The sequence below is a fragment of the Rhizobium bangladeshense genome, assembly GCF_001662075.1.
GTDB lineage: Bacteria > Pseudomonadota > Alphaproteobacteria > Rhizobiales > Rhizobiaceae > Rhizobium > Rhizobium bangladeshense_B.
Genome location: NZ_LYPL01000002.1, coordinates 72,294 through 85,463, shown reverse-complemented (window position 1 = coordinate 85,463; position 13,170 = coordinate 72,294). Strand labels below are relative to the sequence as shown.

General features: G+C 61.8%; 15 protein-coding genes and 3 pseudogenes. 13 read left to right on the top strand and 5 right to left on the bottom strand.

The window, feature by feature from the left end; translation table 11 throughout:
- Positions 1-248: 248 nt before the first annotated feature.
- From A7X77_RS04300 to A7X77_RS04290, 3 genes are all read right to left on the bottom strand, one after another.
- Positions 249-1,439, bottom strand: a complete 1,191-nt coding sequence (locus A7X77_RS04300; RefSeq protein WP_064681782.1) for a PQQ-dependent sugar dehydrogenase — start codon at positions 1,437-1,439, stop codon at positions 249-251.
- Between the two features lie 201 nt (positions 1,440-1,640).
- A complete protein-coding gene (locus tag A7X77_RS04295) occupies positions 1,641-2,072 on the bottom strand; it encodes a CHRD domain-containing protein (protein WP_064681781.1) in 432 nt (143 codons plus the stop codon).
- A 347-nt stretch (positions 2,073-2,419) separates the two neighbouring features.
- Positions 2,420-3,067, bottom strand: a complete 648-nt coding sequence (locus tag A7X77_RS04290) for a TetR/AcrR family transcriptional regulator (protein ID WP_064682302.1) — start codon at positions 3,065-3,067, stop codon at positions 2,420-2,422.
- A 91-nt stretch (positions 3,068-3,158) separates the two neighbouring features.
- Between A7X77_RS04290 and A7X77_RS32955 the strand changes: the two genes are divergently transcribed.
- Genes A7X77_RS32955 through A7X77_RS04275 form a run of 3 tightly spaced genes read left to right on the top strand, consistent with a single transcriptional unit; the run spans position 3,159 to position 4,731 of the window.
- Positions 3,159-3,350, top strand: coding sequence for a hypothetical protein (locus tag A7X77_RS32955; protein WP_064681780.1), 192 nt, complete (start codon positions 3,159-3,161; stop codon positions 3,348-3,350).
- Positions 3,343-4,236, top strand: a complete 894-nt coding sequence (locus tag A7X77_RS04280; protein WP_064681779.1) for an NAD(P)/FAD-dependent oxidoreductase — start codon at positions 3,343-3,345, stop codon at positions 4,234-4,236. The genes A7X77_RS32955 and A7X77_RS04280 overlap by 8 nt, the downstream gene beginning before the upstream one ends.
- A gap of 21 nt (positions 4,237-4,257) precedes the next feature.
- Positions 4,258-4,731, top strand: a complete 474-nt coding sequence (locus tag A7X77_RS04275; protein WP_064681778.1) for a methyltransferase family protein — start codon at positions 4,258-4,260, stop codon at positions 4,729-4,731.
- Here the strand turns inward: A7X77_RS04275 and A7X77_RS32950 are convergent, their stop codons facing one another.
- Both A7X77_RS32950 and A7X77_RS04265 read right to left on the bottom strand, forming a co-directional pair.
- The gene (locus tag A7X77_RS32950) at positions 4,732-5,049 is read right to left on the bottom strand and encodes a hypothetical protein (RefSeq protein ID WP_064681777.1); all 318 of its coding nucleotides are present in this window, start codon (positions 5,047-5,049) and stop codon (positions 4,732-4,734) included. It lies immediately after the preceding gene.
- Positions 5,050-5,059: 10 nt separating this feature from the next.
- Positions 5,060-5,464, bottom strand: coding sequence for a tautomerase family protein (locus tag A7X77_RS04265; RefSeq protein ID WP_064681776.1), 405 nt, complete (start codon positions 5,462-5,464; stop codon positions 5,060-5,062).
- Between the two features lie 178 nt (positions 5,465-5,642).
- Between A7X77_RS04265 and A7X77_RS04260 the strand changes: the two genes are divergently transcribed.
- The 10 genes and pseudogenes from A7X77_RS04260 to A7X77_RS04225 all read left to right on the top strand — a co-directional run bounded on the left by A7X77_RS04260 (position 5,643) and on the right by A7X77_RS04225 (position 13,168).
- Complete coding sequence (locus A7X77_RS04260; protein WP_082928764.1) at positions 5,643-5,942, top strand: hypothetical protein; 300 nt, start codon at positions 5,643-5,645, stop codon at positions 5,940-5,942.
- 6 nt (positions 5,943-5,948) lie between these two features.
- Positions 5,949-6,869 (top strand): RNA polymerase sigma factor, encoded by a 921-nt coding sequence (locus A7X77_RS04255; RefSeq protein WP_348626273.1) that lies wholly within the window; start codon positions 5,949-5,951, stop codon positions 6,867-6,869.
- 325 nt (positions 6,870-7,194) lie between these two features.
- Positions 7,195-7,503, top strand: a pseudogene (locus tag A7X77_RS33785) (DUF982 domain-containing protein); the annotation flags it as partial.
- Positions 7,504-7,840: 337 nt separating this feature from the next.
- Positions 7,841-7,992, top strand: a pseudogene (locus A7X77_RS33780) (non-homologous end-joining DNA ligase); the annotation flags it as partial.
- Positions 7,993-8,072: 80 nt separating this feature from the next.
- Positions 8,073-8,681, top strand: a complete 609-nt coding sequence (locus A7X77_RS04245; RefSeq protein ID WP_064681774.1) for a LysE family translocator — start codon at positions 8,073-8,075, stop codon at positions 8,679-8,681.
- A gap of 14 nt (positions 8,682-8,695) precedes the next feature.
- A pseudogene (locus A7X77_RS31935) lies at positions 8,696-8,856 on the top strand (SDR family oxidoreductase); the annotation flags it as partial.
- Positions 8,857-9,062: 206 nt separating this feature from the next.
- A complete protein-coding gene (locus A7X77_RS04240) occupies positions 9,063-10,073 on the top strand; it encodes a LacI family DNA-binding transcriptional regulator (RefSeq protein ID WP_039618444.1) in 1,011 nt (336 codons plus the stop codon).
- Between the two features lie 42 nt (positions 10,074-10,115).
- Positions 10,116-11,390 (top strand): ABC transporter substrate-binding protein, encoded by a 1,275-nt coding sequence (locus A7X77_RS04235; RefSeq protein WP_064681773.1) that lies wholly within the window; start codon positions 10,116-10,118, stop codon positions 11,388-11,390.
- A gap of 72 nt (positions 11,391-11,462) precedes the next feature.
- Positions 11,463-12,314 carry a carbohydrate ABC transporter permease gene (locus A7X77_RS04230; protein WP_039618440.1) on the top strand — a complete coding sequence of 284 codons (852 nt, stop codon included), beginning with the start codon at positions 11,463-11,465 and terminating at the stop codon, positions 12,312-12,314.
- Positions 12,311-13,168, top strand: a complete 858-nt coding sequence (locus A7X77_RS04225; protein WP_064681772.1) for a carbohydrate ABC transporter permease — start codon at positions 12,311-12,313, stop codon at positions 13,166-13,168. The genes A7X77_RS04230 and A7X77_RS04225 overlap by 4 nt, the downstream gene beginning before the upstream one ends.
- The last annotated feature ends 2 nt before the right edge of the window (positions 13,169-13,170 follow it).

Genomic DNA, 13,170 nt, shown 5'->3' with positions numbered 1-13,170 from the left:
TGGAGCCGGGCGAATCAGGCTAGGAAAGAAAAATCCAGAGCGAATGCGCTGATGCCGCACCCGAGGGATCCGCTTCTCTCTTCGGCCTTCCGATGCCGAGCGGCGCCCGGTCGCAACAGCGTGTGCGATGCGCAAAGGCCTACAGAGCGGATGGCCCCCCGTAACCGCCGACTTCAACCTGCTCTTTGTCAGGCTGCGAACAGCTCCGCCAGGCGATGTGACGGCGGGAGACGCCGCACGGACGAACGCTATCCGCCCTTCTTGTAGCTTACCCTGTAGATCACGCCGTTCGTATCCTCCGAGACGAGCAGTGAGCCGTCCGGAGTTATCGCCAGCCCGGCGATGCGGCCAAATTCAGTCTTCCGGTCCTCGCTCAGGAAGCCCGTAAGGAAGTCATCCGTGCTGGTCGGCTCGCCTTTGTCGAAGTTGACCCGCACGACCTTATATCCGGCCGGATCGGCCCGGTTCGCTGAACCGCGTAGCGTGACGAAGGCATCGTTGCGATAGTCCTGCGGAAACTGCTGCGCATCGTAGAAGCGAATGTTGATCACCGACGCATGCGCATCAAAAGTTAGCGCCGGCGCGGCGGTCTTGGTCTTGCAGAAATCATCCTTGGGCGTACCCTCGGGCATGGTGAAACTCGCCCAGTCGGGCTGCCTGTCGCCGTAGCAGAACGGCCAGCCGTAGTGCGAGCCTTGCTCTATCTTGTTCAGTTCCTCGCCCGGCAGTTCGTCGCCGAGGTGGTCGACACCGTGGTCGACGCCCCACATGACCCCGGTCTCCGGATGCCAATCGAAGCCGAGCATGTTTCTCAGCCCCTTCGCGAAGACCGTGCGTTTCTTGTCTTTTATGTCGAGCCGAAGGTTGGCAGCCTTTTCGTCGCTGCTTTCGAAGCAGGCGTCGCAGGAACTGCCGACGTTGATGTGCAGCGCTCCGTCGGGCGCGAAGGCGAGCGTCCGCCGCCCGTGCTGGCCGCCGTCGGGCAGGTCGTCGATGATGTTCTCCATTTTGCCGATCGTCCCGTCCTCGTTGAGATCGGCCGCCATAACGGCATGGACCGTGGAAAGGAAGATACGACCGTCCCGGATTGCAATGCCATGGATGCCGTCAAGATCGGAGGCCATCGTGCGCGGCTTGGGATCGCCTTCCCTGACGGCGATCACGTCCTTTTCCTCGGGGCGCGTCACGTAGACCGTGCCGTCTTCGGCGACCGCCATCATGCGGGCATTGCCGAGGTCACGGGCAAAGATGCTGACCTCGAATCCTTCCGGAACCTTGAGCCGCTTGACGGCATCCTCGCTGAATGGCTGATGCTTCGGCCTGAAAACATTCGTTTCGACCTTGTGGAGCACGCCTTCTTGCTGCGCCCAGGTGGATGCTGAAACAAGCGCGACACTCAACAGCATAGCAGTTTTTAGCATAGCAGCTTTTCTGGTCATATCTGCTCTCCCAATCTCCGGCGCTGCCGGACCTGTCGAGCGCCTAAAGCGGTCCGGCCTGGCGTTCCGCCACACCCACGCGATGCCGGTAGACCATCTCCCAGCCTTTCCAGCGTTGATAGCGAACTGGCTGACGCGGGCTCCAGGACCGCGCACGCCGATTTGCAGGCGGACAACCGTCGAGTAATGCAGCGGCCGCTGCTATTGGGCTTTCTCCACCTGTCCGCGAATCTCTCCATCCGGGAATTTTTCGGTATGGATGTTGAGATACCACTTTCCGGCCTGCAGATCCGCTACGTGCGCGTCCGTGATTTCGGCAGATCCGGAGGCAATGGCTTTGGAGATGTCGACCACCGGGCCGGCATTTTCGCCCACACCGGCCGGACCATGAAAATGCGCGGCCGTGGGTTGCCCGGTCAGGCCGCTGGAGGTCACAGTCCAAGTGAGCTTTTTGGTGGCTGTGTCGAGGGTAATGTCGCCCATGCCCTTGCCGGCGCTGTCGTTAGACGGCACCTCACTCGATCCTTGCAGATTAGCCGTGAATTTCAAAGTCTCAGCAAAAACGGGGCTCCCGGCCATGATGGCGATTACGGCGAGGGCGCTGAGGAGATAATTCTTGCGGACAGATATCATTGTGCATCCTCCCAAAAGCAGGTGTATTGCAGGCTGCCATCCCAACTCGCGAGAACGGATTGGGTTCCGATCACGACACCCTCCCTCCAGACATCATTTCTCTCGCCCGAGAGCTACTGGCCTGCGGCCGCCCGAACGCACTGTGTAAGTCTGCTTTCTTGGCCTCGCTCTTCAGAAGCGGACTGTCAGTTCACGGCCCCGATGCGGCCATCCTCCATTGTCAAAAGATTCGGCTGCTCTGCGCTGAAGCAGCAATCTCCGTGCGGCTGCACGTCCTTTGGCTTGCCACGGCACATGCTTGGTCCACGGGCTTAGCGCGAGCAAACCTAAACGCATCCTCGTCTAGGCTATCCGCCCGCGCAGGCGTTACCACCGTGCGCGGCGATGAACATGGCGACGGCCGACCGGCAATAGGATTCGATTTCTTTGTCGTCCTCTGCTCTCGCCTCATCGAAGCGTGCGATCATCAGGAGATCGGATCCTTTGAAAAGCGCGGCAAACAAGCGGGCGGACTGGAGAGGATCGGGCACGTTCAGAACCGCCTTCGCGTGCAACTGGCGCAACAGGGCCTCGATTTGGGCGATGATATGGGCGGGGCCGGCTTCGTAATGGCGCTTGCTTAACGACTTTTGATTGGTCTTGTCGGCCATGACCATGGCTTCGACACCGCTGACCTCCGGGCGCAACAGCGTGCGAAGCAGGGAGGATCCGACCGTCATGAGCTGATCTTCGGCCGAACCGTCGACGCCTTCAAAAAGGGCCTGGGGTAAAAACTGATGGCAGCGGGCGGTAAAGGCCGCCCCGAACAGCGCCTCCTTGTTCTCGAAGTGCTTGTAGATGCTGAGCTTGGATATCTTCGCTCGCTGGGCGACCTTGTCCAATGTCGTCGCGTGAAAACCCAATTCCGCAAAGAGTTCGCACGCCGCGTCGACAATCGTTTGGCCAAGCGCCTCATTGGCGGGCCGGCCGCGCCGGCGCTGGCTGTTTTCGGTCACGTACATTTCTAGTCCTTGACAGTATCATAATTCTTGAATTACGATACCATGCAGTGTCCGAAATCTGCAAGCCATCGGGTAGGGTTTAACAATGTCCTCCAAATCCGGGCCGCCCGGCGATATCGACTGCGGCATCGTCCGGCCGGTCAACACAGTGATGGGCGACTGTCTCGGCGATGCCGGAGCCCTGCTCGCTGCCCGTCTCGAGCGCGCATCGCTGGACGATAATGCGCGCCAGCCCAAACCCCTCCATCCGCAACACGGAGCCTATCACCATGGATGACGTCATCATCATCGGCGGCAGCTTTGCCGGCCTCGCCGCCGCCCTGCAGCTCGGCCGTGCCCGACGCAAGGTCACCGTTGTCGATACCGGCCTGCCGCGCAATCGCTTCGCCGGCCACTCTCATGGCCTGCTCGGCCACGATCACAAGCCACCGCTGGACATTCTGGCAGACGCGCGGCAGCAATTGGCGCGTTATCCCACGATCAGGCTGGTCAATGCCCGGGCCGACAGCATTTCCGGCGCCATCGACGATTTCACCGTCCTGACTGGCGATGGCGAAAGCCTTGGGGCGCGCCGCCTGATCCTGAGCTACGGCGTCGCCGACCAGATGCCTGATGTTCCGGGCTTTGCCGAAAGCTGGGGCACATCCATCGTGCCCTGCCCCTATTGCGATGGCTTTGAAGTCGCCGACCAGCATTGGGGCCTCGTCTGGTCCGGCCCGCCGTCGCACAATTATGTCAGGCTGTACCACGACTGGACCGAAACGTTGACGGTCTTCGCCGATGGTCACGACATTGCACCCGATATCCGGGCCGATCTGGCGCGCCGCAACATACCTGTCGTTGATGGCCGGATCGTCGAAATCGCCCATCACCGGGGCCAAATCACCACCGTTAAGCTTGAGGGCGGCCGCAATGGCGCGGTCGATATCCTGTTCGCGCATCCGCGCAACAAGCCGTCCGCAAGCCTGCATGAACCACTGGGCCTCGCCACGGTCGATACGCCCTTCGGCATCGCCCTCAAGGTCGACGAGCGCCGCGAAACCAGCATGCCCGGCATCTATGCTGCCGGCGATCTTGCAAACCCAGCCATGGCTTCGGTCACCACGGCAATATCGCAGGGCGCGACGGCGGGTATCTTCGCCCAGCAGTCGATGCTGGTTTGAGAGCAGAGATTGGAGATGAGCATGGCCGTCGAACCGGACAGCGCGGGTGTGCGCTTCCCTCCGCCCTTCGTCTATCTGGGAGCGTTGCTGTTGGGGCTGGCGGCGGAGCGGTTCGTCACCCTGCGCTCTTTCGGCATCGACTGGCGGTTGCTGATCACGACGGGCACGGTACTGTTCGTTGCCGGCGCGGCGATAATGCTTGCGGCGGCGGGGCTGTTCCGGCGGCTGGGCACCAACATTCCGCCGTCGCAGCCAACGACCCTCATCGCAACGACCGGTCCTTATCGGTGGACCCGCAATCCGATGTATCTCGGCATGGCGCTTATCTATGCCGGCCTTGCGATCGGCTTCGACGGGCCGATCGCCTTCGCCTTGCTCCCGTTGGTGCTGATCGCGATCCAGACGCAGGTGATCGCCCGCGAGGAGCGCTATCTCGAAGCGAAGTTCGGCGACGACTACCGCCGCTACAAGGCCGAGGTTCGCCGTTGGCTCTGACTATTCCGCCGCTGCCGCCGGCGGGCCTTCTGATAAACCAGCACCGGCTTCCTTGCCGCGAGCTATCATGAAGGTTGTAGAAGCCTGACACACAGGGAGTTCGAACACGGCACCTTCGAGCTGCCGCACGGCACCTTCCACGCGCTGCAGGGTGGTGACCCCGATGGTCGACCGACGCTCGTCCTGCACGGCGTCCCGGACCATCCGCCGACCGCGAGGCCCTTCCTTGCCGAGCTCGGCCGTCGCCGACGCCACCTCGTCGCACCCTGACTTCGCGGTTACGCGCCGCGCATGGTCATTCTTGGATTTCTTCCACACACAGTATTTCCTATTCGGCGGCTGCGAGCGCTGCGACGATATCGGGGTTCTCCGACTGGAGGCGCCCGCCTGTGCCAGCAAGCTCCAACGGATACTCGTTGACCAGGATCAGGATGTCGTCGGTGTTGGCAATGCCGGTAAACGCCTTTGCTATCGCGCCATTCAGCTTGTCGATCAGCACGCGCCGGGCGTCGAGGCTGGGCAATTTCGGCGCCTCGACGAAGCAGACGGGCCGAACCGGCTCGGCCTCGACGCGGCCGTCTTGCGCCACGTTGGCGGGAGCGTGCTCGCGCAAGAAAATGCGGACATCCGGAATATGATAGGCTTCATCCAGCGCGATCGTTATCTCGGCCATCATCGTCGCCTTGGCTTCTGTTCGCAGGCCCTGCGGCCCCTCGATGATAAAGGTGGGCATATGTCTCGTCTCCTGGTTGGTATTCTCCGCGACGAACTCCAATGGTGGTTCGACGCCGGTCACAACGAAGAGACGACCCGACCGCCGGAAAGGATTCGCGGAATATTTCTTTCAGCTCGTGAATCCTTCGAGCTGCGGCGCACGTCTTCAGAGAGACACCGTCAACGGGGGTACGTGAATGAACTGCACGATGATCCGATACAGGACCAAGCCCGAAACTGCCGACGAAAATCAGCGGCTGATCGAGGGTGTGTTTCGCGAATTGAACGAAAAGGCGCTGCCGGGCGTGAAATACGCTGCCCTGCGACTTGACGGCGGCGTCTTCGTCCATCTGGTGATTGAGCAAGGCGGCAGTAACTCGGTCACCGATCTGGAGGCGTTTTCGGCTTTTCAGAACGGCATTGGCGAGCGATGCCTGGAAGGGCCCGTCCGAAGCGCGGCGCAGATCATCGGCAATTTCGGCATGTTGTGCCAATGATTACTCATGATCGGCGACGCCATGAGCAGTGAACTCTTTGCGAAAACATTCGGTCCGCGGCTGGGCGGGTTGCGGCCAAAGCTCCATCGCTATTGCGCACGCATGACCGGTTCGGTCATCGATGGAGAGGACGTTCTGCAAGACGCCCTGGCAAAGGCGATGGAAGCGCTGCCAGCAGCAGCACCGATTGCCAATCCGCAGGGTTGGCTCTTTCGTATCGTTCACAACACCGCGCTCGACTTTCTGAGGCGCCGTGCCAGGCGGGCGGACCTCGTCGAAGAGGAGAAGGCCGAGATGGTCGCTGAACCGCTGTCCCAGACCGAGGCGCGTCAGATCGCCGCCGCCAGCCTGCGCAGTTTCATGCGGCTGCCGGTGCGCGAGCGCAGCAGCATCATCCTGATGGATGTGCTCGGCTACTCCTTGAGCGAACTCTGCTCGATCACGGGGATGACCTTGCCCACCGTCAAGGCACTTCTCCACCGTGGCCGGGTCAGGCTGCGTGACATGGCGGCGGAACCGGACGATGAGCCGCTGCCAGTTCTTTCCGTCGCTGAGAAGAATAGCCTCGCCTTTTATGTTGATCGGTTCAACGCCCGAGACTTCGAGGCGCTGAAAGAGAGGCTCGCCGAGGACGTGAAAGCTGAACTCGTCGGTGAGGTCGTCATGCGCGGTCGAGACAAGGTTTCCTCTTATTTCGGAAATTATGCGCGTGAAGACCGGTGGCGGCTCGCCCCCGGCCTGGTTGAGGGTCGCCCCGCCGCCTTGGTGTTTGAGCAGTGCGCTGTCCTGCGCACCCCTGCTTATTTCATTGTTCTCAGCTGGGCCGGGGATTCGCTGCTTGCGATCCGTGACTTCCGTTACGCGCGCTATGCTTTGGAAGCGGCGGACGTTAAGCCGATAGGCGCGGCTTTCGTCAGAGACGCTTGAGTCCGGCAGTCGGGGGCCGACCAATATGGGTCCGAATTTCCGATCGGCGTCATCTCGGCGGGCTGCTGCCCTCTTCTTCTCGTGCAAGGATGCGGTCGCAGCACGCTATCAAGCCACAGCCGCATTGAGGCGGGTTAAGCCGTTTTGAGGAAGTTGGCGGCAAATTTGTCGTTGCGGGTGGACGCGTTAATCCTGCCTGACTTCTGCTGCGATCGCGGCTCGCGTTCAGGCGGTGCGGCTTGTATTTTTTTCAATTCCAAATTTCAGAATACGCGCCTATATTGCAGACGGGGTAGCAGTATCGGTGTCTTGAGGGGTTGGAGACATGTGCTGGAATACGTCATCGGCATTCACGCCCGTCGCGCTTGCTTTGCGCGGCCCGGCAACGCGCAAGATCGTTAGGACGTTGGGCGAGGCAGCGCATCTCCTGCTCAAAGACTGGCCTTCCGACGATGGCGAGGAATATGTCGCCGCCGTAAAAGCCTGCGTCGACGCAATTACCGGGGAAATTGCCCCGGAGCGCTTCCGGGAGGCCCTTTTGCGTGCGGCCAATGAGGCGGGTATCACAGTTCTAACGGTCGTCCAGCAGCCACCAGCGTCCGTGCGGCGACCGAGCATGTCCTCGCAGCGTGAGGTAAGTCCTCTGCCGAACAGCTGCTCGGCTGTCAGCCCAGCGTTGCCCTTGCGAGATCACGTCGCGGGCTCGCAAAGCATGAGCTATGATCGCCAAAGCTCGTTTACCTCCGACACCGGCTCCCCCGCCGCGGAGACGATCGTCGAACCATAGGGCTCCCGTGACGATGCGGGGGATATAATTTCCGCTTGCGCCTCGCGCCCTGCCGCGGCCAATCCAGCGCTAGCGACTAGATTTAAACGCGGGTAAATTTTTTCAACATCTCCCGCGTATTTAGCCCAGTTGGTCAATGAGATCCGTGTCTACCTCACGTAGCGCATTGGAAAATTCGGGCTACGGCATCATCGCCAAGCATCGCGACCGCCCCTACCGCAGTGGCCGCGCGGGCGCTGGCTGAAAATAAAATGCGTCCAGGGCGAGAGCTCCATGATCGCCGGCTATGAGCAGTCGGCATCCGCCCGTGGGGATGTCCGCTGCCTGCTGCTGGCTTGAAGGCTGCGACAGGTCCCGATAGGCATTGGCTGTCGCCTGGGAATGTGAATATTGAGCGAACAAAATTGGAGCATTAGATGACGCTTTCCGGCTTTCTGGCCTATTCTGGCGCGCTGGCGCTCGCCGCCATCATACCGGGCCCGCAAATCGTTGCCATCGTCGCGCAGGCACTTCACTCAGGATACCGCAAGGCTGCATGGATGACTGCCGGCATGGTGGTCGGCGACGTGCTCTATCTGTCGTCCGCATTGGCAGGGCTCGCCTATATCGCAGCGACCTTCACCACTCTGCTGATCGTCATCAAATGGGCCGGCGTTGCCTATCTCTGCTGGCTCGCCTATCAATTCTGGACCGCTCCCAACTCGCTGCAGCCGCAGCAACAATCCTCCACCGCGGGCGGCGTGTTCGGCTCTGGCATTCTCGTGACGCTTGGCAATCCGAAATCTGTATTGTTCTACGTTTCCATTCTGCCGACAGTCGTGGATGTGAATGCACTATCGAGCACGGATATCGTCCTGCTGCTTGTCACGACAGCCCTGATCCTCGCGGTCGCCCAGTATCCCTTCGCACTCGCGGGCGCCCGGGCGCGAATGGCACTTACATCGCCAAAGGCGATGTCTATGATGAACCGGAGCGCTGCTTTTTGCATGGGAGGTGCAGCGGTGGCTATCGCGACACGCAGCTAAGCCCGTAGACGGGGTCGAACGACGACCTCAAGCGCCTCGTGATTCGACGGTGGATAAGTGAGGCCGCGTCGACGTGCTGGTCAACAGCGGCGGCCATGGTCTGCGCGCCCAGATTATCGAAATTACCGACGAGCAATGGCATACCGGCATGGACGTCTATCTGATGAACGTCCTCAGTTCAGGCGGCTCGTGACCTCCGATCATGGCTGACATATCCGGCGCGATCATCACAGCTCCACCCCTTGCCGGCAACGCAAGAGCGCCGCGTAAATGTGCCACGGCGCGAGGCAGCAGTCGCTGGTCATAGAGCAATTCCAAAACGTTTTGGCTTGACTCCCAAAACGTTTTGGACAATCGTTTCCTCGCTTCGGGAGGAAGAGCTTGGCCAATCTTAAACAACTCGCGCAATCGTTGGGGCTTTCGATCACCACGGTGTCGCGAGCTCTCGACGGTTATGCCGATGTGTCGGCCGTCACGCGCGAGCGAGTTCGCGAGGCTGCCGACAAGGTCGGCTACCGGCCGAATGCTTCGGCCCGCCGCCTCCGCAAGCAGCGCGCCGAACTGGTTGCCGTCACGCTGCCGAGCGATCCTGGTCATATCGGCCCTCCGCATTTCCTCGATATGTTGTCGGGCTGCGCCGAACATCTTGCTACTGCCGGCCTCAATCTGGTGATTGCGCCGGTACCGCGCGGCGAGAGCGAACTCGACATCTGCCGCCGATTCGTCGATGGCCGCCGCGTCGATGCCATGCTTCTCGTTCGCACCAAGCGGAAGGACGAGCGCGTCGAATTCCTGCAGTCGCGCGGCATCCCCTTCGTCACCAACGGCCGCACAGAAAGCCTGATGCCCCATCCCTATATCGATGGCGACGGCTTTGCCGGCTTCCGGGCCGCGACGTTGCGCTTCCATGCCGCCGGCCACCGCCGCATCGGCCATATAGCCGGCCCGCAGGAATATTACTTCGCACATGACCGCTGCCGCGGCTGGCGGGCGGCGATGGAGGAATGCGGCCTTGCGACCGATCTCTGCGCCGAGGGCGCGCCGCTGGAACAGGGCGGTTATCTCGCAGCACTCGAACTTCTGCGCCAACCGTCGCGTCCGACCGCACTCGTCTGCGCCACCGACGAAATGGCGATCGGGGCACTCCGCGCACTGCGCGAGGTCGATGGCGGCAACCAGATCAGCATTGTCGGCCACGATGATCTGCCGATGGGCGCCTTCACCAGCCCGCCGCTCTCGACCATGCGCATGACTGGCGAACACCTCGGCGCGAGCTTCGCCTCGCTGCTGCTGCGCGCCATTGGTGGCGAACCCGCCGAAGAACTCCAGGAGCTTCACGCGATCGAATTCGTCGATCGCGACAGCCATCGCCGTCCGCTCAGGGCGGCATAGACAGCAGTGCATCTCAAACAAAGAACAATGAAGGAGGAGAAGATGAAACATATCATGTCGTTTGGAATTCTGGCTTCCACCGTGCTGGCCTTCGCCTCGCCGGTGCTTGCCCAGACGGTTTTCGTGTCCACCCAGCTTCGTCCGATCGAGGAGGCGACCGTCGTGCGCGAGGAACTCCTGAAGGACGTCGGCCCGGTCGATTACGTGGTCGAGGAGCCGCCGCAGTTTGCCGTCCGCATGGAGGCCGAACGCCAGGCCGGCAAGCACACGGTCAGCCTCGTCGGTGCGCTGCATGGCGAGCTTTCGCCGCTCGCCGACAAGGACACGCTCGAACCGCTCGACGAACTCGCCAAGAAGCTGGCGGCGAGTGGTATGCCGCAGTCGCTGCTCGACCTCGGCAAGCTCGGCAAGTCGACCCAGCAATATATCCCGTGGATGCAAGCGACCTATGTGATGGCCGCCAAGAAGGACGCGCTGCAATACCTGCCTGCCGGCGCCGACGTGAACGCGCTGAACTACGATCAGTTGATCGCGTGGGGCAAGAACATGCAGGAGGCGACAGGCCAACCGCAGATCGGCTTTCCGGCCGGCCCGAAGGGGCTGATGGCGCGTTACTTCCAGGGCTATTTCTATCCGTCTTTCACGGGAGGTGTCGTGCGCACCTTCCAGAGTGCCGACGCGGCTGCCGGCTGGGAGAAGCTGAAGGCCCTGTGGGCCTATGTGACACCGAACTCCACCAGCTACGACTTCATGCAGGAGCCGCTGGCCGCCGGCGAAGTCATGGTCGCCTGGGATCATATCGCCCGCCTGAAGAATGCCATTTCCGCCGCACCGGATGATTATGTCGTCTTCCCGGCCCCCGCCGGTCCCAAGGGTCGCGGCTACATGCCGGTGGTTGCCGGTCTCGCCATTCCGAAAGGCGCGCCCGACAAGGCCGGTGCAGAAAAAATCATCGAACACCTGTCCATGCCGGACACGCAGCTCCTGACCGCCTCCAAGGTCGGCTTCTTCCCGACCCTGAACGTCAAGCTGCCGCCGGATCTCGATGCCGGCGTCGCCCTGCTCGCCGGTGCGGTCACCGCCACCCAGGCTTCCAAGGACGCGGTCATCTCGCTGCTCCCGGTCGGTCTCGGTGACAAGGGCGGCGAGTTCAACAAGGTCTACATGGACAGTTTTCAGCGCATCGTGCTGCAGAACGAGCCCGTTGCAGACGTGCTGAAGGCCCAGGGCGCCACGATGGCCAAGCTGATGGCCGACACGAAGGCTGCCTGCTGGGCGCCCGATGCCAAGAGCGATGGCCCCTGCCCGGTTCAATAAATCCACGTAGCAAGCGTCCGGACAAACTGCCCGGACGCCCTTTCACCTCTCTGCTCGTCAAGGCCGGAGCCGATGACCAACAGCCGACCCTGGATCCCTTATCTGCTGATCCTGCCATCCGTCGCCTTCCTGGCGCTGCTCTTCGTCGTGCCGCTGGTACAGACAATCTGGCTGGCGGTTTCGGATAATGGCGCGCCATCGCTCGCAAATGCCGAGCGCATGGTAACGGACATCAATTTCACCCGCTCGGTGAAGAACACCTTCCTGCTGACGATCGCGGTCGTACCGGTGCAGATCGCCATCGCGCTTGCCATGGGTACGATGGTCGCCAAGGTCGGCCGCGGACGCGAGACGATCCTGTGGATCTGGACGATCCCGCTCGGCATTTCCGACCTCGCCGCTGGTCTCGTCTGGTTGTCGATCCTGCAGAATACCGGCTATCTGAATTCGCTGCTCTTCGGCCTCGGCATCATCAGCAGGCAGGCAAGCTGGCTCTCCTACCAGACACCGGTCGCGCTCTTCATCGCGATTGCGGTTGCTGAAATCTGGCGCGGCACGGCAATCGTCATGGTCATCATCGTCGCCGGTCTCAACCAGGTGCCGAAGGAATTCAAGGAAGCCGCCGAAATCTTCGGGGCTGGCCCGTGGACGCGCTTCTGGCGCATCACCCTGCCGCTGATCCGCCCCGCCCTGCAATCGGCGCTGATCCTGCGCACCGTGCTCGCCTTCGAGGTCTTTGCGGTGGTCTATGCGCTCGGCGGACGCAACTTCCCGGTTCTCGTCGGCGAGGCCTATAACTGGCAGAACCAGAACCAGAATTACAGCGTCGCCGCCGCCTACGCGGTCCTCATCATGATCATCTCGCTTGCCGCCACGCTCATCTATCTGAAAGCCTTGAAGGTCGATCCGGAGCGCCTGCCATGACCGCGGATACCGTCGACACGAGCGCCGACACCCGCAACGCCGCCAGCTTCGTCTCCTCGCGGCGCTGGCTGCTGTGGAGCGGCATCGCAGCACTTTGCGCCTGGGTGCTGGTGCCGATCTATCTGGTCGCGCTCGGCGCACTCGGCGGCCGCCAGGGCGTTTATGTCTGGCCCAAGACGGGATTGCCCACTGGTCTGTCGCTGGATCCCTTCATTCTCTTCCTGAAGACCGAAGGCGTCGCCCAATCCTTTCTCAACTCGCTGGGGGCTGCCGGCATCACGGTGGCGCTTTCCATCCTGCTCGGCGCGCCGGCCGGTTACGCGCTCGCCCGCTACGATTTCCGCGGCAAGGACAGCTACCGCCTCCTGGTGTTGCTGACCCGCGCCTTTCCGCTGGCAATCCTGGCATTGCCGCTGACGGTCTCCTTCATCCGGCTCGGCCTCTACGATACGATCGTCGGCGTCGGTCTCATCCATACGGTCCTGGCGCTTCCGTTCGCCGCGCTCGTCACGCAGGGCATTTTCCTCGGCGTGCCCAGAGAGTTGGAAGAAGCCGCCTGGGTGTTCGGCTGCACCCGCATCCAGGCCTTCTTCAAGGTGGTCGCGCCCCTGGCTTTGCCCGGCATCGTCGCGACAGCGGTCTTTGCCTTCGTCATCTCGTGGAACGAGGTCTTTGCCGCGTCGGTGCTGACGGTACGCAACCGCACGCTGACCGCCTACCTGCTGACGGTGCTCTCGGAAAGCCCGATGCACTACCGCTTTGCCGGCGGCCTGATGCTCATCCTTCCCTCGGTTGTCTTCATCTTCGCGGTCAGGCGTTACCTCTTCGCGATCTGGGGCATTTCCTCCAAATAACG